Origin of the sequence: Paenibacillus albiflavus (assembly GCF_004344915.1) — a bacterium.
Classification (GTDB): domain Bacteria; phylum Bacillota; class Bacilli; order Paenibacillales; family NBRC-103111; genus Paenibacillus_AM; species Paenibacillus_AM albiflavus.
This window is the reverse complement of the sequence record NZ_SKFG01000006.1, coordinates 55,508-78,986: the sequence shown is the minus strand read 5'-3', so window position 1 is coordinate 78,986 and position 23,479 is coordinate 55,508. Positions and strand designations below refer to the sequence as shown.

The following is a 23,479-nucleotide window of genomic DNA, read 5'->3' as shown; positions in this document are numbered from 1 at the left end:
TAAAACAAACCATACATGAAGTCAACCCTATTTTACAAAAAAATAAAAAGCAGGAATTCACAGTCCGCTGGCAGAATAAGTTCGGAAATGGACGGTGATAAACGATGAATGAATATACACCCCAATCCGACCAACAATTACTAATCGATGCACAGAATGGTGATTTCGAAGCCTTTCGCATGATTGTTCTTCGTTATTCTAATGCCCTGCTTTCTGTTGCTTATGGCGTATTAGGGGATTTTCATGAAGCTCAGGATGCAACACAAGAAGCTTTTGTAAAGTGTCACAATAATCTGCATACGTTGAAAGACCCAGCTCGGCTCGGTAGTTGGCTATACTCCATTGCATACCGAACAAGTCTGGATTTTGCAAAAAAGAAAAAACGAACTCTCCCTTACAACGAAACCATTGCTCAAAATACGAACGATGTCCAATCATGGCTTGATCAGCATGTCATTCAAGATTCAATTGGTAGAGCCTTGCAAACATTGGAGGAAAAAAGTAAAACCGCCATTGTTCTTCACTATTTAAGCGATTGGTCGATAAAAGAAATCAGTCAGTTCCTGAATATGTCCGTATCCGCAGTGGATAGCCGCATACGTCGTACCAGGGAAACACTACAACGCTTCCTTGCAGACGATTTCGAAGTTTATTTCCGCCCGTATCGGCTTGGTCGTGATTTTGAACAAAGGGTTAGCGAACAAGTATTGAAAAGGATGGGGCATTTCTATATCCCTGTTACAGATAGAAAAAAAACAACAGACTGGTTTGTCCGCCATTTTCACTTAAACATGAACATCCATGGCAATCCGATATTGGAATCCGGTCATGAATTGTTTCTGCTTGAAGGACACTCCAATTCTCCAACCAATCTGCCTGTTTTAACTTTTTCCGTTTCTAATCTTGTTGATCTATGGTCACAATTAAACAACTGTGGGGTTATGACCGATTCGATTGAGACACATGAATTATTCGGCAAGCTTTTTGCATTTTACGACCCTGACGGAAATAAATATTGTGCCGTAGAAAATAGTTAAGAACGTAAAAAAAGACTTCATACGAAGTCTTAATTAAAGCGTGATTCAACTAATTCAATCAATTTATTGGTCTCCTCTTCTGTAACCGTATAAATGATGTGTGTATCTTCTGTTTTCATAAAAGTACTTTTTTGTCCTTTTTCACCTATCCATAAATACAAACTTTGGTGATTTTCTTTGTCGTAAATGACTTCCAACGAAAATTCGGGGGAAACCATATCCACTATGCCTGGTTCTTTTACTGCACTTGAAAGGATATTCTGAAAGTCTTTTAGGGATTCTTTATCATGAAAGCTGATTTCATTGAAGCCTTCCAGTTTTGAAATACTGACGCTTTTAAGATTACCGTCGATTGATAGTTTTTTATTGTTTTCCGATTTAGTAGATGGATTTGCAGCGGTTCCAGTAGATATATTTTCTTTAGATTGACAGCCAAAAAGAAGCGAAGATATAAAAATTACGGATAATGCCGTTAGAATAACTCTTCTCAAATCACATTACCTCCCAAAGCTTGTTATTCTAATTAGACGGTTCAAAACTCTTTAATGTTTCTATGAATAAATTGAACACAGAAAATGAGCCTAAAAAAATATTATGGTTACGACGGATTTGATGACATTGAGTCGTCTATATATTGAAACTACATTACTTTGAGAGGTTGAATGAATATGAACGAAAAAGAATTAACCGTATCGCAGCAGCAGCAAGTAACACCAAAGCCTATGTTAAAGAGTGTTCTCTGCAACTACTTGCCTGTTTCTAATGTGGAGCTTGCGACCAAATGGTATGAGGAGACTTTTGGCTTGACAGTAAGGAACCGTCCGAGCACTTCCACTGATGGAGCTATACTGATCTTGGGAAATGGACAATGGTTGTTCTTGCTTGAATCCCTCGACAAAAGAACAGCAAACTTTATTACCAATCAATGGGATGGAGAAGGATATGAAATGTTCTCATTGACTTTTGAAGTCGAGAACATTGTTGAACTTCATAAGAGGCTTCGTGAAAATGGCGTCGATGTTGAACCACTCGTTGACTATGACAGCTGTGGTTTACAGTTTAAATTCAAAGACCCCGACGGAAACAAATTTAACGTGTGGCAGGATCCTACATCAGCATAAGTTATGGCAATCCTTATCTTTAAAAAAAATTAGGGCATCCAATACTGGATGCCCTAAGGTTTGTATTAAAGTGCTTACCTGGAATTTATAGTTAATCAATCAGTTTGGCCTTCTTCAACATCCGTTGTACAATGGCTGCTGTCTCCGCTCTCGTGATGCTGTCTGTCGGCATCAGTCTCTTATCGGAGCCAAGCACCAGCCCGCTTTCTACCACCGCGGCTACCGATTGCTTCGCCCATGTGTTTATCTCCGAGTGATCGGTAAACGGAGCAAGAACAGCGTCTACGTCCGAGCCGTGGATGCCGGTATACAGCTGAGCCAGCTTCATCGCTCGTGCGATGATGACCATCGCTTCTTGGCGGGTAATCGTCTTGTTCGCGCCGAACGATCCATCCTCATACCCACTAACAATACCGTACTCCTGCGCTTTCGCCACTGCGCCGACGTACCAGTCGCTCGATTGGATGTCGCTAAATGTAGAAGTTTTCCCGTTATCCGAAAGTCCTAGCGCCCGAATGAGGATCGCTGTGAACTCAGCACGAGTGATGGCTGCATCCGGCTGGTAGTTCTTCTCGTCAAAACCGCTCACGATCAAACGCGACGCCATGTCGTTCACTGCATCTTTGGACCAATGATCTTCCACATCCACGAATGTCATCTGGTGCAAGATCAAGGCGTACGTGCTGTTCGTCAAGCTACTCACTACCGCGAAATACTTTCCGCTGCGAGAAACGATAGCCGTAAGACGGGGCGAAGGCTTAAATTATTGTGGGATAAAATACGCCTAAAGTGGAATCCTAACACTTGACTCATATTACAATACGGAGGGAAGTCCCTACATGGCTAACAATCAGAATCAATCAACGAAAGCGGAAGTCCAGACGAGCCCATTAAACAAACTGCCTGTTCCTGGCAAGGACGACGTTGAATTTTCCGCAGAGGAAGCTGCACAAGTATTTGAACAAAACCAATCCTCACAACAGTCTTCTGCAAATAAAGAATAAGGCAAATGAGGATGTACCATAAGCTAGAAAAACCAAAGGCACCCGATCGGGTGCCTTCACTAATTTATATGTGTAAATAACGCTTATTTCATGTCAAAACGATCGGCATTCATTACTTTTACCCAAGCTGCAATAAAGTCGCGAACAAACTTATCTTTGTTATCCTCTTGCGCATACACTTCTGCAATGGCACGAAGAACAGAGTTTGATCCGAATACGAGATCAACGATAGTCGCTGTACGCACGACTTCACCTGTCTTACGATCACGTCCTTCGTATACTTCACCGTCTACAGGCTTCCACTGAATTCCCATATCAAGCAGATTAACATAGAAGTCATTCGTGAGCGTACCTACACGATCGGTAAACACACCGTGTTCTGTACCATCAAAGTTAGTACCCAGAACACGCATGCCGCCAACAAGCACTGTCATTTCAGATGCTGTTAGGTTAAGCAGCTGCGTCTTATCTATTAGAAGTTCTGCCGGACTTACATCATATTGCCTCTTCTGATAGTTACGGAAACCGTCAGCAATTGGCTCTAGCACTTCAAAACTTTCTACATCCGTTTGTTCCTGAGTTGCATCTCCACGTCCAGAAGCAAAAGGAACCGTCACATCAAATCCTGCATCTCGTGCAGCTTTTTCTACTGCGCTACTACCGCCCAGTACAATAAGGTCAGCCAAGCTTACTCTGCCATCCATCTCATCTTGAATGCCTTCCAATATATGTAGCACTTTGGTAAGTTGTTTAGGCTGATTCACTTTCCAATCCTTCTGGGGAGCAAGACGAATGCGGGAACCATTCGCACCGCCACGCATATCAGAGCCGCGGAAAGTGCTTGCCGAAGCCCAAGCCGTTGTTACGAGTTCGCTGATTGTAAGTCCAGAGTCCATGATCTTTGTTTTAAGATCTTCTATTTCTGCATCCGTTAATTTATTGTGGGCAGCTGGTATAGGATCTTGCCAGATCAGATCTTCTTCTGGAACTTCCGGGCCAAGATATCTTGCACGTGGACCCATATCACGGTGTGTGAGTTTGAACCACGCACGTGCAAATGTATCTGCAAACTCTTCCGGATTCTCATAGAAACGGCGAGATATTTTTTCATATTCAGGATCTACACGCAATGCCAAATCCGCAGTGAGCATCATTGTTGGAACGCGAACGGAGGAATCTTCAGCGTCCGGTGCAAGATGATCCTGATCAGGATTAACAGGAGCCCACTGATGTGCGCCTGCCGGGCTCTTCGTAAGCTTCCATTCATATTCAAACAACATTTCAAAATAACCATTATCCCATTGAGTCGGATCCGGAGTCCAAGCCCCCTCAAGACCGCTGGTGACGGTGTCACGGCCTTTGCCAGATCCGTGTGTGCTTACCCAACCTAAGCCAAGTGCTTCAATTGGAGCAGCTTCCGGCTCTGGACCAACAAGTGCAGCATCTCCTGCGCCATGTGCCTTGCCAAATGTATGTCCGCCAGCTACGAGTGCGACCGTTTCTTCATCGTTCATCCCCATTCGTTTGAAGGTTTCACGGATGTCGCGAGCACTTGCCAGTGGATCCGGATTACCATTCGGGCCTTCCGGGTTTACATAGATAAGACCCATCTGAACGGCGGCAAGCGGATTATCTAGCTCACGATCGCCTTTGTAGCGCTGATCTCCGAGCCATTCCGCCTCAGCACCCCAGTAGATATCTTCTTCTGGTTGCCAAACATCCACGCGTCCGCCACCGAAACCAAATGTCTTGCCACCCATAGACTCAATTGCAACATTACCTGTTAAAATAAACAAGTCAGACCAAGAGATTTTATTCCCGTACTTTTGCTTAATCGGCCACAAAAGTCGACGCGCTTTATCGAGGTTTCCATTGTCAGGCCAACTGTTGAGGGGAGCAAAACGTTGCGATCCGGTTCCCGCTCCTCCGCGGCCGTCCCCCGTGCGGTATGTACCTGCGGAGTGCCAAGCCATACGTATAAAGAGAGGGCCATAATGTCCGTAATCAGCCGGCCACCAATCTTGACTATCTGTCATGAGATCACGAAGATCCTGCTTAAGAGCCTGGTAGTCCAGTTTTTTGAATTCCTCTGCATAATTAAAATCATCACCCATTGGGTTCGACTTCCGATCATGCTGATGAAGAATGTTCAAGTTTAACTGATTCGGCCACCAGTCTCGATTCGACGTTCCACCAGATTTGCTACTAGTTGCACTGCCGTGTGAAAACGGGCACTGTCCAGCATTTGCAGAGACCATGTCCATTTGAATCCCTCCCATAATATAATTAAACTTAAAAAATAATATTTCTAATTTAATTTAATTATGTTTTTTTATGGAAATCAACCCATTTATCAAAAATATATTAAATATTTTGATAATTAGGAAAAATTTGCTTGTCCATATTACTCTAGAAGCGAAACAAAGGCACCCTCTAATCAAAGGTGCCTTTACTCGTTTACTCTAAGCCTAGGTTAGAAGTTACCCCCTAGAGCGTATAATATTCTCATAATTCATATTAGTTAATCAATAACCGATATATAGGATATCAAGTTCACTAATACTTATCTATCTATATTGAAGGAGTGAATCACTTGCAAATTCGCTTGCACGCAACGCGTATACTTGCTTTATTGTTCTGCTTCTTCCTAATGAGCAATGCTTTGTTTATTGCTCCCAGTTCTGCAGCCTCCTCATCAGATGTGCAATTAAGCGTAAAGCAACGCACGAGAGAAGACATTATGCGCAAGTGGCAGCAATACAAGCCCATGTCAATGGACTATATGCTCAAGAGTCCAGATGAGATCTATGAATCCGAACCTTCACGGTATGGAGCTTCCTACGCTATTGGCAAGGTCAAGCCTGTATATGTTGAAGACGGGATTAACGCCGTTAACTTTGTACGCTATCTGGCAGGGTTACCAGATGATGTTGTTGCCGACTGGACATTAGCTGATCAACAGCAGGCTGCCTCATTCATCAATGAAGAGAATGGTGAGTTGTCACATAATCCGGATCACCCGGAAGGTATGTCAGACACCCTCTTTGATCTCGGTGTGAAAGGAATATCCTCAAGCAATTTAGCTTATGGCCCCCCCACATTCTATTCCAGCGTCCTAGCCTATATGTCGGATAGTGATCATGACAATATCGATCGTGTTAGTCACCGTCGCTGGATTCTCAATCCGTTGATGAAGAAGACTATGTTCGGTATGATATACAATAAGGAATTCTATGAATATAATCCATTTTCAAAGGTTCCCTCCTTAAATCTATATTCCTCAATTTATCCCTTTTTTTATCAATATTCTTTAATGTATTCCATGTTTTACCCCTATTCTTCAATGTATGTGTTTAACGAGGATCGACCAAAAGGCAGCGTATCCTATGATACTATTTCTTGGCCTTCTGCTGGTGACTTCCCTGTTGAGATGTTCACTGCTGATGATGCGTGGTCTATTTCCGTTAACCCGGATCGATACGATGCTTTCCGCACTTCAGACATCCAGGTGCAAATAACACGAGTGAGAGACAGTCAGGTATGGAACCTGAACAAGAGCAATTCTGATCTGGAAGGAGCTTATTTCCATGTTGAAACCGGAGGATATGGTGTTCCATTTTGTATCATTTTCCGTCCTGACAATGTAAAGTCCATCCTGCCTGAGGATCAGTTCAGCATCAAGGTGAGTGGGCTGTACACGAAAGATGGAAAACCTGCTCAGCTGGAATACAAGACGACATTCTTCAACCTTTCCATGCAATCCAACATGTGGGATGGCGATTACCGACTGCATCCTGGCGAAACATTTCGCATTCCATTTTTAGGAGCGATTGTTGGGGACATCACTCAGGCCGCAGCCTTCTTAGTGGACGATGAGTCTATTGCAGAAGTATCATCCGACGGAGTCATAAAGGCAAAACGGCAAGGGTCAACGTCTGTCCTCGTATATATTAAGGATTTTTTCGTAAACATCTACGAGTTAAAAATTCAGGTCAACGAACCTGACCAACTTGATGCAATCAGCTCATGGGCGGAAGCCTATTATCAAAAGCTGAAACAGCAAGGGCTTATTTTCTCCGATTACGACTACAACTATAAGCAGGCTATGGATCGTTATGGATTTGCTACGATGGCCGTTCGCATGGCCGAATACCTACAAGCAAAAGCCATGAATGCACCTAAAGCTCCATTTAAGGATATATCAGATAATGATGTATATGTCATGAAAGCATATGGTGCAGGGATTATGAAAGGTACAGGTCTGGATCAATTTTCACCTGATAAGTCCATCACCAGACAAGAGGCTGCCGTTCTATTGTTCAATCTGTACAAACTGATGAACGGACAAGATGATGGTCAGCGGCAAACCAGTGCTGTCTCACCACGGTTTAGCGACGATCAGAAGATCGCATCTTGGGCAAAAGATAGTGTATATCGCGTTAACCAACTTGGGCTGATGGAGGGGGATCAGAATCAATTTGATCCCACAGGAGAACTTACCCGTGAGCAAGCTTATGTCATTATCGCCAAGCTAATGAAGCTGTTAGGACATTAACTAAACAAAGGTACAGAATTGCGCAGCTTGCCGTTGCCTCTGCACCTTTTTGATTTCGGTAGCAAGATATTATTTCTCCCTTTTGCCCTTATACGAATAGTGCAAAACAAATAATAGAATAAACCACAGGGGCGTTAACAGTAAGGCCGGACGCGTTGCTTCAGCAAACAGCATAATGATGAGAATGATAGCAAACAACGTTAGAACAGCATAATTAATAAATGGTGTAAACGGTGCTTTGAATTTGGATTGTGCATGTAATTGAGGCTTTGTTTTCTTATACTTTAAATGACATACGAGAATTACACCCCAAACCCAAATGAAACAAATGGCACTAATGGTCGTCACAATGCCAAAAGCTTGTTCCGGAATAAGCTTACTGAGTAGCGCTCCCACGGAAAGGACAAGCGTCGATATCCATAATCCGTTTCTAGGTACGTGATTTTTATTCAGCTTTGCAAAACTTGATGGAGCCTGGTTATTTCTCCCCAGATTATATAAAATTCGACTTGTTGAGAACATCCCGCTATTGCAAGCCGATGCAGCTGAAGTTAATACGACAAAGTTAATAATTCCTGCTGCAATTGGAATGCCTACTAAAGTAAATGTTTTAACAAAAGGACTTTCAGTAGGACTTAGTTCCATCCAGGGATTAATGCATAATAGGGCAATAATTGCACCAACGTAGAAGAATAGAATCCTTAAAGGAATTTTATTAATGGCCGATGGAATATTTTTGGCAGGATTGGACGTTTCCGCTGCCGATACACCCACTAGCTCTACGCCAACGAATGCAAACACGACCATTTGAAATGAAAGCAAGAAACCCGTAATTCCATTTGGAAAAAGTCCGCCATATCCCCATATATTTTTAACGGTAACCATTCCCGCATCTGTCTTGAATCCCACTACCAGCAAAATAACTCCGATAACAATTAATGCAAGAATCGTTACCACCTTAATTAAAGCAAACCAGAACTCCAATTCTCCAAAATTTTTGACCGATAACAGATTGAGTCCTAATAGAATAATAAGGCAGATGATCTCGGGGATCCACTGCGGGATGTTGAACCAATACTGAACATATATTCCGACAGCGATAATGTCAGCCATTGCCGTCATAATCCAACAAAACCAATAAGTCCATCCGGTTACGAACGCTGCTCGCGGTCCAAGATAGTCTTCCGCAATATCTGTGAAGGATTGATAACCCGCTTTAGATAATAGGAGTTCTCCCAGTGCTCTCATGACAAAGAAGATAGCCATACCCACAATCAGATAAGCAAAAATGATCGATGGCCCTGCCAGTTGTATCGCTTTACCCGATCCTAAAAATAATCCAGTACCAATGGTTCCACCAATGGCAATAAGTTGAACATGCCGATTCTCCAATTCCCTCTTCAATTCATGTTGTGCCAAATCTAGCTCCCCCTCAAAATCAAATCTAAGATGTCCAGAAAATAAAAAAAGAGATTGGATGTCCTCCAATCTCATGTACATAAAAGTAAAAATATACCAATTTTTATGTTAACAAATCGATATTCCTTACTCTTCTGTCCTTTTGCCTGAGATTGTGAACCCTTCGGCGCCGCGGCATTCCACGGTCTCTCCAGAAGCTGCTCCTGCTATAGTGCGATCCATAGCAATCATAGCTTACTTGTTATTAAATTTTTAAGTGTTGAAACCATTTTAAATTGCTTCCAATACTAATCATGAATTAATATTTTGTCAATGATATATTCCATCCAAGCTGGAATTTATCACCGTGATCAACCGTAAGTTACGGTGAAACCGTCTCTACTTTTGTTTAAAAGGGAAGGCGTTGAAACGACACGTCCTTTTTGAACCATGACCCCCCGATCGCTCCGCTGTAGTATGGGATTTTTATTATTCACCCTACATTTTTTAAAACCCATTTTACGATAATCGGCTAACCGGGCTGTATTATTGTTGATGGTAGGCGCTTCCATTATCCATTCCGCAGTATTAGCGGGTCCCGTGTATTTCCGGATCGTTCTAAATGTCCATCCTTTCGTTTTATTCTTCAGCACGATTTGCCATTTGCTGTTGCTGAGTTTGGAGATCTTCGCGTACATCAGATCATTGGGGGAAACGGAGTTAGGAATTCGCGTTTCTGGTGCGGGCAAGATCTCCCACCACGGATAATAAACCGCTTTGCCTTTCACTATATCTTGCTCTGTTCCTGTCTGAATTAAGGAAGAATTGTTGAATCCATCAATTCCGATCCATATCGAAGAATATTTATTTTGCTTGCTAGCCTTTACCCGTGGAACGATCCAATAGCAAGAAATAGAGCGAAATGAATTACTTTTCGTTTTTTTAATTGCATAACCCGACCAATTCCCCGATTGCCATCCCGGGAGAACAGTTGGGAGCATGTATGTCACGGAATCAACAGGCTTTAACGGAGCTGACAGACTTAATCTTCCTCGCCTCAATGTATCCACCCCCGATTTCAACTTGACTATATGTGTATTCAAGGAAGCAAGAAGTGGAAGGGGAACGAATGTGGAAATCAGGTTTGAGTTCGACGTGCATCACCGACACAAAAATGAACTGCACCTCCAACTGTTAGAAGGTGTCTAACAATTAGACTGCAGTTCAATTCATTCTGGCAGGTGAATTATTCTAACTCCTCTAATTCTTCTGCTATAGGTGGAGTTGTTACATCGATTTTGCGAAAATCGATTGCTTTACCTTTTACATACACAACAACGTAAACATCGTAAATATCATATTCCGCATTATCTCCATCGAGTACCACTTCCACGGAGACTTCACCTGTAGGAGGAATATCTCTGTTACCAACAGCAATTGCAGGATTAACCTCACTGTCATAATCAATGATTTGCTCGATTGTAGTAAGCTCCGGCGTATCACCGTTTACAACTAAATAATGCAACATATTTGAACCATTGGTTTTAACCTCGATGGTTATTCTTTTACCATTTGCTCCACTTGTAATAGCAGCTTTGGGATACCCATCACTAAATACACTTTTAATCGTATAGCTTACGGTCATAACATCGCTGTCCTTATAACCGGGTTTTACCGCAATTGCTTTTATCGTTGTATCTTGCTGAATAACAATCGGTTCTATATATCTAGTACCGTTTGAAGACGAAGGGGCAGTTCCATCTGTTGTATAGTAAATAACTGCTCCTGATGTCGTTGTCGTAAGCTCGATTGATGTATCATACTCCACAGCACCGCTCTTTAGATTTGCACTTGGTGTTGCAACTTTTTGCTCAGTCGGGGTTGTTGGGGTCTCAGGTTCCGACGTTGGCTCTGGTGTTGGCCTTACTGTTGGCTCCGGTTTTGGCGCTACCGGTGTTGGTGTTGGTGCTGGAGTTGGTGTTGGTGCTGGCGTCGGTGTCGGTGTCGGTGTTGGAGTTGACGCCTTTGACTCCTCCAAAGCCGTTAACTCCTCCTCTACCTGCAAAAATCTTGATGCAACGGCTGCGGCGGCTTGCCTTTCTGCAGCTCCCTGCGGATCAAAGGTTCCGTCTGGATTACCTGCAATTAATCCTAGCTGAAGTGCGACTCCTACGCCGTCTCTAGCCCAAGAGGAAATCGTGTTTGAATCGGAAAAAGGCAACCCTGCTCCTTGACCATTCGTGTCTACACCCAGCCCCCTGACAAATATAGCTGCCATTTGCTCTCGTGTTAAATTCTCATTCATACCAAACATCCCATTACCCATTCCTTGAATAAGACCAGCTTTAACTGCAGCTTCAATTGCAGCAAAGGAATAGTTACCACTCGGTACGTCACTGAATGTGGCTGTCGCTGGTGGATTGTTTAGATCAAGTGCTAATGCTTTAGCCACAATGATTGCGAAATCTTGCCTTTCAATGTTTCCAGTAGGGTTAAATGATCCATTACCTGTACCGTTTAATATCCCTCTTGCCGCTAATTCATTAATTGCATCCTGAGCATACGAACCACTAATATCACTAAATGATATTGCTGAAGCATGTGGTACGGCTGTAAACATTAACATGACTGCGATTACATAGTTCATTACTTTTTTCATCATCGTTCACCACCTAATTATTGATATATTTCCCCAGGTTTCTGCACCCTTCTCAGACATCATAGACTAAACCCTAAAAGATTGTAGTCCTACTAAAGATGTACATAGAAAAATTATTCGAACGGCGAAAAACATGGGAGACAAGATGAAACGGCTTCGCCGTCCTTATAGGACGGATGCGTTTCTTAAGGTATACTTAAAAATTTATTAGCCTTACGATATAAATTCTTATATACGAACAAACACCACTTTTGACCATGTGGAATATACAAATGCATAGGCATTTATCCCACAAATGCTTATTCTGATCGATACCCCTCTGTAAACTTTGCGAATCGGAATAGGCACAAAGGAGTTGTATCAGATTGGTGGAAAAATCATCGCACTACTTTGCCCGCGGCAACACTGCACACGGAGCTCATTTCTTGTATAAATCCGCTTTTGATGGGCTAAACAAAATATTCGTCCTTACGGGTCCCCAGGGTACGGGGAAATCGACGGTCATTCGCAACTTGACGAATAACCTACTGGATAAAGGCCAGCATGTGCAATGCTTCCACTCTCCTCTCCGTCCCGACGATCTGGATGGCATCATTTTAACGGAATCAAAGATTGGTATTATCGATGGGCAAGTCTGCGAGGGGATTTCGGAGAACGAGGTCGGCGAAATCAACTTTATCGATTTCGGGGAGGCGCTTGATAACAGTCTTATTTTACTGGAACATACTAGGATGATAGAAGATCTTAGAGGTAAGCTTGCAAGTGCTTATTCACAAGCATATGAAACGTTCTTAACTGCATTGCGAATTCATGACGAATGGGAAAAATACTATATCAAAAGCATGGATTTCATGAAGGCCGACCAGATTGCGAAGGATTTGATTCAAGAATTATACGCTGGTCATGAAAGTGATACATTAACCGCTCCGCGTCACTTGTTTTTCGGAGCTGCGACTCCGAAAGGGGCATTTGATTTTATTCAAAGCTTGACCGCTCAGCTGGAAAGACGGATATTCATCAAAGGAAGGCCGGGATCCGGAAAATCGACACTGCTAAAAAGGCTTGCCAACGCTGCCGAACAGAAAGGAATCGAAGTTCAAGTGTTTCATTGCGGCTTTGATCCAAACAGCCTAGATATGTTGATATTCCCGAAGCTCCAAACAGCTATTTTCGACAGTACCGCTCCGCATGAATACTTTCCTGATCGGGACGGGGACGAAGTCCTGGATATGTATACCCTTACTATGGATCCTGGTACAGATGAAGCCTATGCAGCCGAAATAGCCGCTATTAAAGAACGCTATTCGGCAAAAATGAAAGAGGCCACCTCCTTTTTGGCGGAAGCCGAGGCCATCGATTCTCAAATTAAGGCCTACTATGTTGCGGCCACAAATTTCTCGATCGTGGAGGAGCTCCAACAGCAATTACAGTCCGAATTGTATGAACGGATCGGCTCCATGCAGCTATCAAAATAAAAGTCTTATAGAGCAAGCAAACAGATAAAGCCTCTATCCCACCAAACGGGACAGAGGCTTTATATTTCTTCGCACTTACTTTAATATTGTCCTTTAATTACAAAAAACGAGCCCCGAATCGTTCCAGCTAGTTTAGACTTCTGCCTAGCAAACTTAAACTTCCCTTCTAACTCCTTCGGTACCTCCATTCCCTCAGACAGCTTAAAACCAACCGCCCGCTTCTTAGGGTCATCTACCGTATACATAACATTGAGTCCAAGACCATCCTCATAAAAAACATAAGTAAATAGAATATTTTCCACTTGAAAACGCGACGTTTCTAATGGCTTGGCCGCAAACTCAATATCACGTTCTTCTTTCAAAATTCGGTTCACATAATCAAGGTTATCCTGACTTTCGCTAGCGGGTACAACCGTATATTCATGCTTGTATTTGTTCATAAAGTAACGGGCTTCATTCGCACGTAAACCAGCAAGCGCTTCTGCTACAGGTGAAGATTCCAAACCAACTGTAGACACATTTTTAAAATCAACGATATACGACATTCCCATCCCTCGTTTTCGTTTATTCCTAATTGGCATTAAAACTATCAACCTATGGATTTTCCTATATCACAATCCAAAATGTTCACGAACTAATCTAAATTGTTCTTCAACACTCAAGTTAGTTGTTCTTTCAATGGCCTTGATTCCATTTTTGACGCAAGCATTTCTTATATCATGAGAAAACTTCACCATATTTTTATTGCCGTTCTTGATTGCTTCCGCTGGATTAGCTGTAAGGTTAATAACATCTAAAATCATCTTATGGTCTTTCCTAAAGAAATATAGCCTTTCTATTTCTTCATCAGACGTATAGAGACATATCATTCTTTCTTTAGGAATAAAGGGTAATATTCGTTCGGGCATTATTCCTAAATCTATTACGATTGGTGTATCAGTAGGCATTTTCAACAAATCAACAACAAAGAACTCCATCATTTCTTCGACTATTTGAAAAAGCCATTCACAATGTTCATCATTGGGTTTGTTAAACCACTTATCCCAGTCCAAGCCAGGATGAGGATATTGAAGAGCAGGATATTCAACAGGACTAGTGAATGGTCTATATTTTAAGACATTATCCTCTAGCGTTTGAAATCCTAACTCCTTAACAAATTTCTTCGTCATTGTGGTCTTGCCCGCACAACAACCACCATTTAACCAATAAACATGCTTTAATTGTTCTTTCAAATAATTATTATTAACCTTCATATTTACCCTCCTCAAATTTTAACTTTGAGGAAGTTGGCGGATTCTTATCATTTTATAACAGTGAAAGTACATATTAAATCCTCCTTTCCAAAGCATGGTAATTTATTCTATTAACTGCACGTAAATCCCTCCTCTACTCTACAAATTTTCGACTTATTTGTATGTGTTTGAAATAAATACGTTCATATGATTTCCACTTTTAAAAACCGTTTAACTGCAATTCGATAAGCGATCATAGTGAATGCAATAAATATCGCGATCCCAGTGATCAGGATGGATATTTGAAGCGTGGTATTGTGAGCGCCGCTACCATTGAAAATGTCAGACACAATCGGACTCTGAATCCCCAACCATTGTACTGCTACAGAAAAAAGTAGAGCAGCTCCAATTGATGCTAACATTGCCTTGCCAGATTTTTCTGCTGTCTTGTAATACATGGGTATGAAGAACATGTTGAAGATTGCAAGCATAACAAAACATAGTCCCCAAAAACCCATAAACGGTGCAAAGAAATAGTAGGTCACATTCGGAAATAGGTGAACAGTGATTATGCTATAAATCATAGCGACAACAATATGCAATATTTCCAAGATGACAATCACGGAAACCCTTGCTTTCACCATGTCTTTTCTGGCTACAGGCATTAGGGAGGTAAAGATCAAATCGTTCTGGACTTTAAAACTCCAGAGCATATTCGGCATTGTTATCCAGAAAAAATACTGAGGAATAATAAAATAGATCCAACCGGGAATGAGCACTAAGGCTCCCATCACAAAAGGCAATACTAAAATCAGGGGATTCAAGCCTAATTTAAAATCCTTCATCATTAAGTTATACATATATATCCTCCTTTTTCGCAAAATTGTCCGTTTTCGATAAAAGTAATCAAGTCCGCACATTTTTCCATGTTGCTTTTGTAACGGCAAGTTTTAAGGCCATCCTTTGACGGGTGGCCTTCAACTTATAGAGGGACTGTTAATATATCTTTTTCAGCAGCTCAATTGCTTCATCTAGGGTGAGACCAAAGGATTTGTAGTAGGATGTGTCGATTTCCATTTGCTTCTCGATCATTTCGTTGCGTATTCGCAGCATCTCATCGGACGAGAATTCGGCTACAAAACACCCTTTACCTGTTACTGTATTTATCAAACCGCTTCGTTCGAGTTCTTCCCATGCTTTCTTTACGGTGATGACACTAACTCGAAGTTCCAGGGCAGCTTGTCTAATGGGCGGCAAACAATAGCCGCTTTCTAACTCGCCTTTCAGAATTTGGGCACTGATTTGTTCGAAAAGCTGCTGATAAATCGGTTTCTCAGATGTGTTTGAAATCAATATGTTCATTGGAGTTCTACTTTCAGAAACCGTTTAATTGCAATTCGATAAGCAATCATCGTACACGCCATAAAGATCACTATACCTACGACTAATATGGATATTTGAAGCACCGTATTGTTGGCCCCGGAACCATTAAAAATGTCGGACACAAACGGACTCTGGATTTGGATCCATTGAGCAACTCCGGCAAAAGCCATAGCGGCCAGAATAGATACAAGCTGTGCCATACCGTATTTATACGCCGTCTTGTAATGCATGGGTATCAAGATAATATTGTAGATCGCAAGCATGACAAAGCATAGCCCCCAGAAACCCATGTGTGGCGCGAAGAAATAGTAGGTATCATTCGGGAATAAGAGAATCCTAAACAAACCATAGATCATGGCAGTCACAATATGCAGTAATTCCAAGATAACAATAACAGATACCCTTGCCTTCACCATGTCTTTCTTGGATACAGGCAGCATAGCGGTAAAGAGTAAATCGTTCTGCGTTCTATATTGGGCGAACAAATTCGGTGCCGATACCCAGAAAAAATACATAATCACAATAAAATACAACCAACTCGGAATAAACATTAAGGCACCCATCACAAAAGGAAATAAAATAAACAATGGATGTACGGCTAATTTCATATCCTTCATCACCAAGTTATACATACGCATCCTCCTTCTTAGCGAAGTAGATCATGATTTCCTCAAGACTCGGTATGGCTGCTTTCACATCGGAAGATGGATCAAAGTCTTTGGTATGGATCAATCCTGTAAAGCCAAATGAATTTTTTTTGTAAGAAATCAATCGTTCTTTCACCTGGCTTAGCTGGCTTTCGTTACCACTCAGTAAGCGATATGATTCCATAAATTCTTCTTTCTCTGCACTGTTGATAATTTGTCCGTTTTCGATGAAGGTAATAAAATCGGCGCATTTCTCCAAGTCGGATGTAATGTGAGTAGAGAAAAGAATGCTGATTTCGCCATCAACTACGAGCTCTTGAAAAATATCCATCAGATTGTCTCTAGCGACTGGATCCAGTCCGCTTGTCGGTTCATCAAGAATGAGAAGCTTCGCACCATGAGATAAAGCAAGGGCCAAACTGTACTTTACTTTCATTCCCGTCGACAATTCGGCAATTTTTTTATTCTCATCCAATTTGAATCTTTTCAGATAGTTGTAATAGGTTTCATCATCCCAATTCTTATAGAACTTCTTAATGACATCGGTTAACGTTCTTATCTTGCTGCGAGTATAGAAATCGATGCCGCCGAATGCGTATCCAGTTTCTTGCTTCAATTCAATTTCGTGTTCGGCGATGTCCTTGCCCAAAATGTATACCTCACCGCTATCGATATGAATCATTTTCAAGATTGATTTTATTGTGGTTGTTTTCCCTGCGCCATTGGCACCGATAAAACCCATAATATAACCCTTTTCCAGTTGAAACGATACATTTTTTAATTGAAAATTCGGATATTTCTTATTTAAATTTCGAATGTCTAATGCTAGCATACCGTACCTCCTCATTAAATTGTGCATGTTGTGCATACACAATGTACCACAGGGTGTTTTATGAAGTCAACTATTTTATTACCTAATTTTGTATATTTTTTATTACAACAAAAAACCCTTGATCTCTCAAGGGTTTCTTTATTATACATGTCGTAGTTTATCAGGATTTGCTACGCAACACCTACAAGGCAAAATATAAGAGCCCCCATTGAGTGCCCTTATATTTACGTAATTCATTATTCCACGATAATGGTGCCGACCATATCGGCGTGTCCTGAGCCGCACATGATAGAGCAGAAAAACTTGAATTGTCCGGCCTGATCGGCCACGAATGTAACGGTTTTATTGTTTCTAATATCTTTATTGTACCCATCGATATGAATAGCGTGATTGCCTTGACTGTTCTTCAGAGTAATGCTCACGTTATCGCCCTTTTTCACTTTGATTTCCTTCTGGTTGAATGCGAAGTTTTTCGCTTCGATCGTGATGACTGTGGCCTCCCTACTCGCTTCCGCATCCGTCTGGATTGACGACGACGCTGCCGTTGTATCTTCTTTGACGCCGCATCCGGTCACAATAATCACTGCCGTAAATACGAGACCGAGTGACAACAACCACTTCTTCATGCTCTTGCCACAGATCCATGCCATCCATTTAAAAACCAGTTGCATTCTGGTAGTCGCTTGATTATTCATTTTTGCTTTTCCCCCAAGTGACGTTGATAATAGACTTGCTGTCGTCTCTACTTTCTACGATATCAAGAAGGACAGCCGCCAAGTCTGCCCTGCAAATCTCGTACGGACCGAATTCGAATTCATACCCTGCTTTTTGCCGACGCACGTTGCCGGTTGCTGGTTTATCAAGCAATCTCGTAGCACGAACAATCGTCCATTCCGTCTTACTGGATTGGATTAATTGATCCGCAGATAACCGATCCGCCAAAGAATGACGCAATAACCATTGGAAAAGAGGGGTTATCACTCTTGGACGCGTTGATCCAAGTAAGTAAGAACTCACACACACAATGCGTTGTACATCTAACTCATACATAGCTTGAATGATTATTCCAGTAATATCGGTCGCAATCGGGGTGCTTCTATCTCCTACAATGGCAATGATGGCATCCTGCTTGTCTATGGCTTTTTTTACATCAGATAAATGAAGTCCGTCCCCTGTCACTACATTTTTTAGACCGTTGAAATTTTCCAATAAATGCGGTCTTCGTGTAAATGCAGTCAATTCATGTCCTCGACGAACACCTTGTTCAAGAACATGCATACCCGTTCGTCCCGTGGAGCCAATGACTGTAATCTTCATAACCATTCCTCCCATTGGTATTATGTGGATTTGATGGAATCAGCAAGTTACTTCTCTTCCTTCCCACTCAGTTTACAAAACAAATGTCGAGATCATATGCAGATCTCTCTCTTTTTGCGAGGACTTCGTCACTCTCCCCAAATATCAGGGTATAATGGATTCAAACTAAGCTGGAAGAAGGGACTGACTTTGGAGATAAAATTGTTGCTTGTAGAGGATGAACCGAACATGCTGGATGAGATGCAGACATTCTTGCAGCGAGAAGGATTCCGCGTCTTGTTAGCCCGAACCGGTAATGAAGCGCTTGCGATCGTGCGGAAGGAGCAGCCTGATCTTATCGTGCTAGATTGGATGCTCCCGGAAAAAAGCGGTATCGATGTATGCCGCGAATTAAGGCAAACATCGCATTGCGGCATTATTATGGTTACAGCCAGATCGGATGAATCGGATAGAATCGTCGGTCTAGAACTCGGCGCAGACGATTATTTGACCAAGCCTTTCAGCTTGCGTGAACTCGCATCGCGGATTCGAGCCGTGCTTCGCCGTTTGCGTGGCTCGAATGATCAGCCGAAGCTATTGAAATTGGATAACCTGACCATCTCCGAGGCCAAATGTCAGGTATTCAAAGACGGCGAGGAAATCGCGCTGACACCGACCGAATTCAAAATTTTGTATACATTGGCGTCGCGGCCAGGAATCGTCTTCAGCCGATTGCAATTATTAAAGACAGCTCTCGCGGATGAGTACATAGGGTATGATCGGACAATGGATTCCCATATCCGCAATCTCCGCCGAAAATTAGAGGATGATGCGACCAAACCTCGATATATTCAAACCGTATACGGTTTTGGGTATCGCTTCGGTGAACAACCATGACAGTCCGCCAAAAAATATTCACCTATATGGGTCTTCTTGTTTTAATCATCGTAATCACTCATTCCCTAACCAATCAGATTTATATCAACTTCTTGTTTGATCAATTTCGCAAAGCCGAAATCAATGAAGCTTACTTGATCGCCGCACCTGGCGAGCAAATCGAGATCATGAAAACATATATAATGGATAAGATGAAACTGATCGGAATTGTAAAAGGGGTTTTTATCGTAGCGATCGGAGAATTCTTTAGCTTATGGATTTCGGGGGTATTGACACTTCCGCTTAGAAAACTCGTTGTAGCTATCGAACGCGTTGCGCAAGGGGATCTGGAGGTAAAAGTTCCTGTACAAACGAGAGACGAATACGGTAAAGTGATCCAAACATTCAATGAAATGACACTTCGGCTCCGAGAAGCCGAGGATGCCCGCAGGCGATTGGTGGCCGATGTCGCTCACGAACTCCGCACACCGCTATCCATTATGCAGCTCAAACTGGAAAATGCCCAGCAAGATGGAAATGACATCTCTCCGGAAACGCTTCTTCGACTTCATGATGAAGTTATCCGTCTAAGCCTGCTGGTGGAGGATCTTCATGTCTTGTCCCTTGCTGAGGCGGGCCGTTTATCGCTCGACCGTCAGCCGCTCGATCTGACGGCAAGGCTCGAACAGATCGTTGAAGACGTGCAGCATGAAGCGGAAGAATGCGGACTAGAAGTCCAGCTTTCTTCACGAACAAGTCCGGTAATGGTGTTGGCCGATGTGAGACGAATCACGCAGGTTTTCATTAATTTGCTAACCAATGCGATCCGTTATACGCCCAGCGGGGGAACGATTTCCGTCATAATAGAAGACCAAGTTGTTGTGTCGGGAGCGGTCTTTGCGAGTGTTTCCATAGCCGACACTGGCATCGGCATTCCGGCGGAAGATCTTGCACACCTATTCGATCGTTTTTATCGGGTAGAAGAAGCCCGTTCGCGGCATTCGGGCGGAACGGGACTCGGACTGTCTATTACCCATCACTTTGTCAAAGCCCACGGGGGTTTCATTCGTGTCGCTAGTAAACCGGGTATAGGCACGACATTTTCCGTTTATTTGCCCACGAACGGAAACGACTTTTCTTGAAAGGATCTATCACAACTTAAACTGGAGTGATCTAATTTGAAAGAAAACAAAAACAAGCTTGTAGTCTTTAATGTAAATGTCGCTCTTGTGCTCTCACTGGTGACAATACTTACTTTAGCCCTTCCATTTGCTTCAATAACAACAGGAACAATAACTACAAATTCTAGTGGTTTCAATGTATTAGTTGGAATAATTAATGGTAAAATGTATCCTCAAATTGTAGCGATTATACTTTTAATAGTCGGAATATTGTGTATATTGGATGCAATTGGTTTGCTATTAGTGAAAATGGATGCTAAGAAGGCAAGATTATTTCTTAAAATCAACCATCTTACTCAGGTTGTGACATCCATTATTTATACTGTAACTGCAGTAATATACGTTGTAACATATAGTCCCGCCAAAGATACTTCTGTAATGACTTGGACATTTATCGGTACACTGATTAGTTTAGTTATTTTCTTTGGGGGATTCTTCCTTGAAAGGAATATAAATAAAACCTAACATTTTGTTTCTAAAGGCTGCAACCTTTTGTACAGAGATCATAAAAGTTTGGAAAAAAATGTAAACGTAATGGTTCAACAAAAACAACTAACATCATGGCGTCCTAGAGGATTTTATCAATGGCTACTGACAATTCTTGCAGTGATAGCATTTCTTGTTATCGGCTATATGACATACTATATTTGGAATCCAAGCGGACTTCCGAACATAATGAGTGGACCGGCAGATATGACGGAATTTTATAACAACGATCCTAGCCCTGACTATGTGCAAAGTGTTATGGAAACATACATTGGGGGTACACCTTCACAATTCCCTGATCGTTATACAATACTTTCTCCGATCAGTTACATTCAAGAAAATACACCTCCTACGATTACACTTTTAGGAGCAAGTGATCGAATTGTTCCAGAAGAACAGGCTGAAATTTTGAATGGAAAGCTAAAAGAAAATAACATTCCCCATGAATTTTATCTTCTTCCGAAAGCCGATCATATTTTTGATTTAGTACCAGATAATTTGAGCACTCAGTTTGCTTATGAAAAAGTAAAAGCCTTTCTTCAAAAGTATAATTAAAAAATCATGAATTGTAGAAATCCACATCCTTTAAACGACATTACTATGTGATAGATGATCACGAACTTAAAAAATGAGAGGAGTTTGAAGTATGCATTTCTCACTTATGTTTTATGAAAGTCCTGAGGATTTCGCCGCTCGCAAGGATCCAGCAAGACAGGAGGAATACCTGGCAGGTTGGTCTCATTATGTGCATGCGTTGCGTGAATCTGGCATTGTTGTCAGCGGATTTGGCCTTCATGCTCCTGAGACAGCGGCAACTCTACTGCGACGTGACGGAGATATGTTTGTACAGGATGGACCTTTTACCGAGACCAAAGAACAACTCGGCGGTTTATTCGTTATAGACGTACCCGATCTGGACACCGCGTTGGAGTGGGCAGCCCGAGCCCCTGTGAATGCGGTTGAAGTGAGACAGAATCTCCCTTCGCTAAAGTGATATTTCGATGAGTCCTCATCATGTTGTCGAAACTACCGTGCGCGACGCTTACGGGAAGCTGATTGCATACCTTGCAGTAAACTGGCGTGACCTGGAAGCAGTTGAAGATGCGCTCGGGGATGCCCTTCTCTCTGCTCTAGAATTATGGCCCCAGATTGGCATTCCAAATAAGCCGGAAGCCTGGCTTCTTAAAGTAGCCAGGCGGCGGCTTATCGATCGCGCCCGCCGCGACCGTGTTTCCGAAAGAGCTTTGCCTGCTTTGCTCAGTATGTCGGAGGAAGTCCAGCAAAAGACTTCCTTTGGCACGTCTTTTCCCGATGAACGGTTAAAAATGATGTTTCTTTGCACACATCCAGATATTGATCCATCGGTTCGCACCCCGCTAATGCTGCAGACCGTACTTGGCATTAATGCTGGTCACATCGCGTCTGCATTCGTTGTTAAGCCCTCTGCGATGGGTCAACGGCTTACGCGTGCAAAAGCAAAAATTCGAACCGATCGATTGATGTTCACCATGCCTGAAGTCGAAGAATTGCCTGGGCGCTTGGACGCCGTATTAGAAGCTATTTATGCAGCCTATGGAAGCGGTTGGGAGATACTTGCGGGCGTGGATTCGCGCCACAAAGGTTTAGTCGATGAGGCAATTTACCTGGGAAGGCTCCTTACGAAGTATATGCCTGACGAACCCGAAGTTCAGGGGCTTCTTTCGTTAATGCTGCATTGCGAGGCAAGGCGGAAAGCGCGGCGCGATGACACAGGGAACTATGTTCCACTCTCTGAGCAGGATACGTCACGCTGGTCAGCCTCCCTGATGATGGAGGCAGAGCAATGTCTTCATACAGCAGCGCGATCAGGTCGAATAGGACGATTCCAGCTCTTGGCGGCCATTCAATCGGTTCATTCCCAGCGGGCGCGGACCGGATGTACCCAGTGGGAAGAAATCGCGTTGTTATATGAAGGACTCATCCGCTTAAGTCCGACTATCGGGGTTCTAGTGGGACGAGCAGCCGCCGTTGCAGAAGCATATGGGACTGACAAGGGGCTAACCCTACTTGAAGCTATTCCTCAGGCTAAAATCGCAAACTACCAACCTTATTGGGCACTTGCTGCCCATTTGTACGAGAATATGGACAAAATCGAGGAAGCTCAAGCTGCTTACAGCCGCGCCATTGGACTTTGTGAAGATTTATCCGTAAAACAATTCTTACATCAACGAGCAAAAGTCAGAATAGTAGATGGCGGATTCGGAAGAAGTCCTGAACGTTCAAGACTCCACTCAAATTAAAAGTTGCCCATGCCGAAG

General features: G+C 42.6%; 25 protein-coding genes, 1 pseudogene and 1 riboswitch. Of the genes and pseudogenes, 12 read left to right on the top strand and 14 right to left on the bottom strand.

All coding sequences use genetic code 11. From position 1 onward, the window contains the following. Window positions 1-104: 104 nt before the first annotated feature. On the top strand, window positions 105-1,037 hold the full coding sequence (locus E0485_RS08565; RefSeq protein WP_132417590.1) for an RNA polymerase sigma factor: 933 nt from the start codon (window positions 105-107) through the stop codon (window positions 1,035-1,037). A 29-nt stretch (window positions 1,038-1,066) separates the two neighbouring features. Here the strand turns inward: E0485_RS08565 and E0485_RS08560 are convergent, their stop codons facing one another. Then, entirely contained in the window at window positions 1,067-1,528 is a 462-nt protein-coding gene (locus E0485_RS08560; protein WP_132417588.1) for a hypothetical protein, read from the bottom strand. Window positions 1,529-1,705: 177 nt separating this feature from the next. Between E0485_RS08560 and E0485_RS08555 the strand changes: the two genes are divergently transcribed. After that, window positions 1,706-2,158 carry a VOC family protein gene (locus E0485_RS08555; RefSeq protein ID WP_132417586.1) on the top strand — a complete coding sequence of 151 codons (453 nt, stop codon included), beginning with the start codon at window positions 1,706-1,708 and terminating at the stop codon, window positions 2,156-2,158. Window positions 2,159-2,249: 91 nt separating this feature from the next. Here the strand turns inward: E0485_RS08555 and E0485_RS08550 are convergent, their stop codons facing one another. Next, window positions 2,250-2,852, bottom strand: coding sequence for an S-layer homology domain-containing protein (locus E0485_RS08550; RefSeq protein WP_132417584.1), 603 nt, complete (start codon window positions 2,850-2,852; stop codon window positions 2,250-2,252). A gap of 145 nt (window positions 2,853-2,997) precedes the next feature. On the opposite strand from E0485_RS08550, the gene E0485_RS25080 reads away from it, so the two are divergent. Next, the gene (locus E0485_RS25080) at window positions 2,998-3,162 is read left to right on the top strand and encodes a hypothetical protein (protein WP_165921131.1); all 165 of its coding nucleotides are present in this window, start codon (window positions 2,998-3,000) and stop codon (window positions 3,160-3,162) included. A gap of 83 nt (window positions 3,163-3,245) precedes the next feature. On the opposite strand, the gene katG is transcribed toward E0485_RS25080, so the two are convergent. Further along, entirely contained in the window at window positions 3,246-5,426 is a 2,181-nt protein-coding gene (katG, locus tag E0485_RS08545; RefSeq protein WP_132417583.1) for a catalase/peroxidase HPI, read from the bottom strand. A 329-nt stretch (window positions 5,427-5,755) separates the two neighbouring features. Between katG and E0485_RS08540 the strand changes: the two genes are divergently transcribed. Next, on the top strand, window positions 5,756-7,717 hold the full coding sequence (locus tag E0485_RS08540; protein ID WP_132417581.1) for an S-layer homology domain-containing protein: 1,962 nt from the start codon (window positions 5,756-5,758) through the stop codon (window positions 7,715-7,717). Between the two features lie 69 nt (window positions 7,718-7,786). Here E0485_RS08540 and E0485_RS08535 read toward each other — a convergent pair whose 3' ends face one another. From E0485_RS08535 to E0485_RS08525, 3 genes are all read right to left on the bottom strand, one after another. Further along, entirely contained in the window at window positions 7,787-9,136 is a 1,350-nt protein-coding gene (locus tag E0485_RS08535) for an amino acid permease (protein WP_132417580.1), read from the bottom strand. A 124-nt stretch (window positions 9,137-9,260) separates the two neighbouring features. Then, a riboswitch (glycine riboswitch) is annotated at window positions 9,261-9,340 on the bottom strand. A 146-nt stretch (window positions 9,341-9,486) separates the two neighbouring features. Beyond that, a complete protein-coding gene (locus E0485_RS08530) occupies window positions 9,487-10,176 on the bottom strand; it encodes a G1 family glutamic endopeptidase (protein WP_235857489.1) in 690 nt (229 codons plus the stop codon). 185 nt (window positions 10,177-10,361) lie between these two features. Beyond that, window positions 10,362-11,777 (bottom strand): S-layer homology domain-containing protein, encoded by a 1,416-nt coding sequence (locus E0485_RS08525; RefSeq protein ID WP_132417579.1) that lies wholly within the window; start codon window positions 11,775-11,777, stop codon window positions 10,362-10,364. Between the two features lie 365 nt (window positions 11,778-12,142). On the opposite strand from E0485_RS08525, the gene E0485_RS08520 reads away from it, so the two are divergent. Continuing rightward, window positions 12,143-13,249, top strand: a complete 1,107-nt coding sequence (locus E0485_RS08520) for a hypothetical protein (protein ID WP_235857488.1) — start codon at window positions 12,143-12,145, stop codon at window positions 13,247-13,249. 80 nt (window positions 13,250-13,329) lie between these two features. On the opposite strand, the gene E0485_RS08515 is transcribed toward E0485_RS08520, so the two are convergent. The 8 genes from E0485_RS08515 to E0485_RS08480 all read right to left on the bottom strand — a co-directional run bounded on the left by E0485_RS08515 (window position 13,330) and on the right by E0485_RS08480 (window position 18,660). Beyond that, window positions 13,330-13,794, bottom strand: coding sequence for a phage tail protein (locus E0485_RS08515; RefSeq protein ID WP_132417577.1), 465 nt, complete (start codon window positions 13,792-13,794; stop codon window positions 13,330-13,332). Window positions 13,795-13,860: 66 nt separating this feature from the next. Beyond that, complete coding sequence (locus tag E0485_RS08510; RefSeq protein WP_132417576.1) at window positions 13,861-14,502, bottom strand: DEAD/DEAH box helicase family protein; 642 nt, start codon at window positions 14,500-14,502, stop codon at window positions 13,861-13,863. 182 nt (window positions 14,503-14,684) lie between these two features. Further along, a complete protein-coding gene (locus E0485_RS08505) occupies window positions 14,685-15,341 on the bottom strand; it encodes an ABC-2 transporter permease (RefSeq protein ID WP_132417575.1) in 657 nt (218 codons plus the stop codon). Between the two features lie 136 nt (window positions 15,342-15,477). Continuing rightward, on the bottom strand, window positions 15,478-15,843 hold the full coding sequence (locus tag E0485_RS08500; protein ID WP_132417574.1) for a GntR family transcriptional regulator: 366 nt from the start codon (window positions 15,841-15,843) through the stop codon (window positions 15,478-15,480). Further along, window positions 15,840-16,496: an ABC-2 transporter permease gene (locus E0485_RS08495; RefSeq protein ID WP_132417573.1), complete on the bottom strand. Its 657-nt coding sequence runs from the start codon at window positions 16,494-16,496 to the stop codon at window positions 15,840-15,842. Before E0485_RS08495 ends, E0485_RS08500 begins: the two co-directional genes overlap by 4 nt. Continuing rightward, the gene (locus E0485_RS08490; RefSeq protein WP_132417572.1) at window positions 16,489-17,343 is read right to left on the bottom strand and encodes an ABC transporter ATP-binding protein; all 855 of its coding nucleotides are present in this window, start codon (window positions 17,341-17,343) and stop codon (window positions 16,489-16,491) included. Before E0485_RS08490 ends, E0485_RS08495 begins: the two co-directional genes overlap by 8 nt. Window positions 17,344-17,579: 236 nt before the next feature. Beyond that, window positions 17,580-18,038 carry a cupredoxin domain-containing protein gene (locus E0485_RS08485; RefSeq protein WP_132417570.1) on the bottom strand — a complete coding sequence of 153 codons (459 nt, stop codon included), beginning with the start codon at window positions 18,036-18,038 and terminating at the stop codon, window positions 17,580-17,582. Beyond that, window positions 18,031-18,660: an NAD(P)-dependent oxidoreductase gene (locus E0485_RS08480; RefSeq protein WP_165921130.1), complete on the bottom strand. Its 630-nt coding sequence runs from the start codon at window positions 18,658-18,660 to the stop codon at window positions 18,031-18,033. The genes E0485_RS08485 and E0485_RS08480 overlap by 8 nt, the downstream gene beginning before the upstream one ends. 189 nt (window positions 18,661-18,849) lie before the next feature. Between E0485_RS08480 and E0485_RS08475 the strand changes: the two genes are divergently transcribed. The 7 genes and pseudogenes from E0485_RS08475 (at window position 18,850) to E0485_RS08450 (ending at window position 23,461) form a co-directional block, all read left to right on the top strand. Then, window positions 18,850-19,536: a response regulator transcription factor gene (locus E0485_RS08475; RefSeq protein ID WP_132417567.1), complete on the top strand. Its 687-nt coding sequence runs from the start codon at window positions 18,850-18,852 to the stop codon at window positions 19,534-19,536. Then, window positions 19,533-20,657, top strand: a complete 1,125-nt coding sequence (locus E0485_RS08470; RefSeq protein ID WP_132417566.1) for a sensor histidine kinase — start codon at window positions 19,533-19,535, stop codon at window positions 20,655-20,657. Before E0485_RS08475 ends, E0485_RS08470 begins: the two co-directional genes overlap by 4 nt. Before the next feature lie 36 nt (window positions 20,658-20,693). Next, window positions 20,694-21,161, top strand: a complete 468-nt coding sequence (locus tag E0485_RS08465; protein ID WP_132417565.1) for a hypothetical protein — start codon at window positions 20,694-20,696, stop codon at window positions 21,159-21,161. Between the two features lie 48 nt (window positions 21,162-21,209). Next, complete coding sequence (locus tag E0485_RS08460) at window positions 21,210-21,737, top strand: alpha/beta hydrolase family protein (protein ID WP_235857487.1); 528 nt, start codon at window positions 21,210-21,212, stop codon at window positions 21,735-21,737. Between the two features lie 91 nt (window positions 21,738-21,828). Beyond that, entirely contained in the window at window positions 21,829-22,176 is a 348-nt protein-coding gene (locus E0485_RS08455) for a YciI family protein (protein ID WP_132417564.1), read from the top strand. A 7-nt stretch (window positions 22,177-22,183) separates the two neighbouring features. Then, a pseudogene (locus tag E0485_RS25495) lies at window positions 22,184-22,399 on the top strand (sigma factor); the annotation flags it as partial. Window positions 22,400-22,444: 45 nt separating this feature from the next. Continuing rightward, window positions 22,445-23,461, top strand: a complete 1,017-nt coding sequence (locus E0485_RS08450) for an RNA polymerase sigma factor (protein WP_328591291.1) — start codon at window positions 22,445-22,447, stop codon at window positions 23,459-23,461. Window positions 23,462-23,479: the final 18 nt, after the last annotated feature.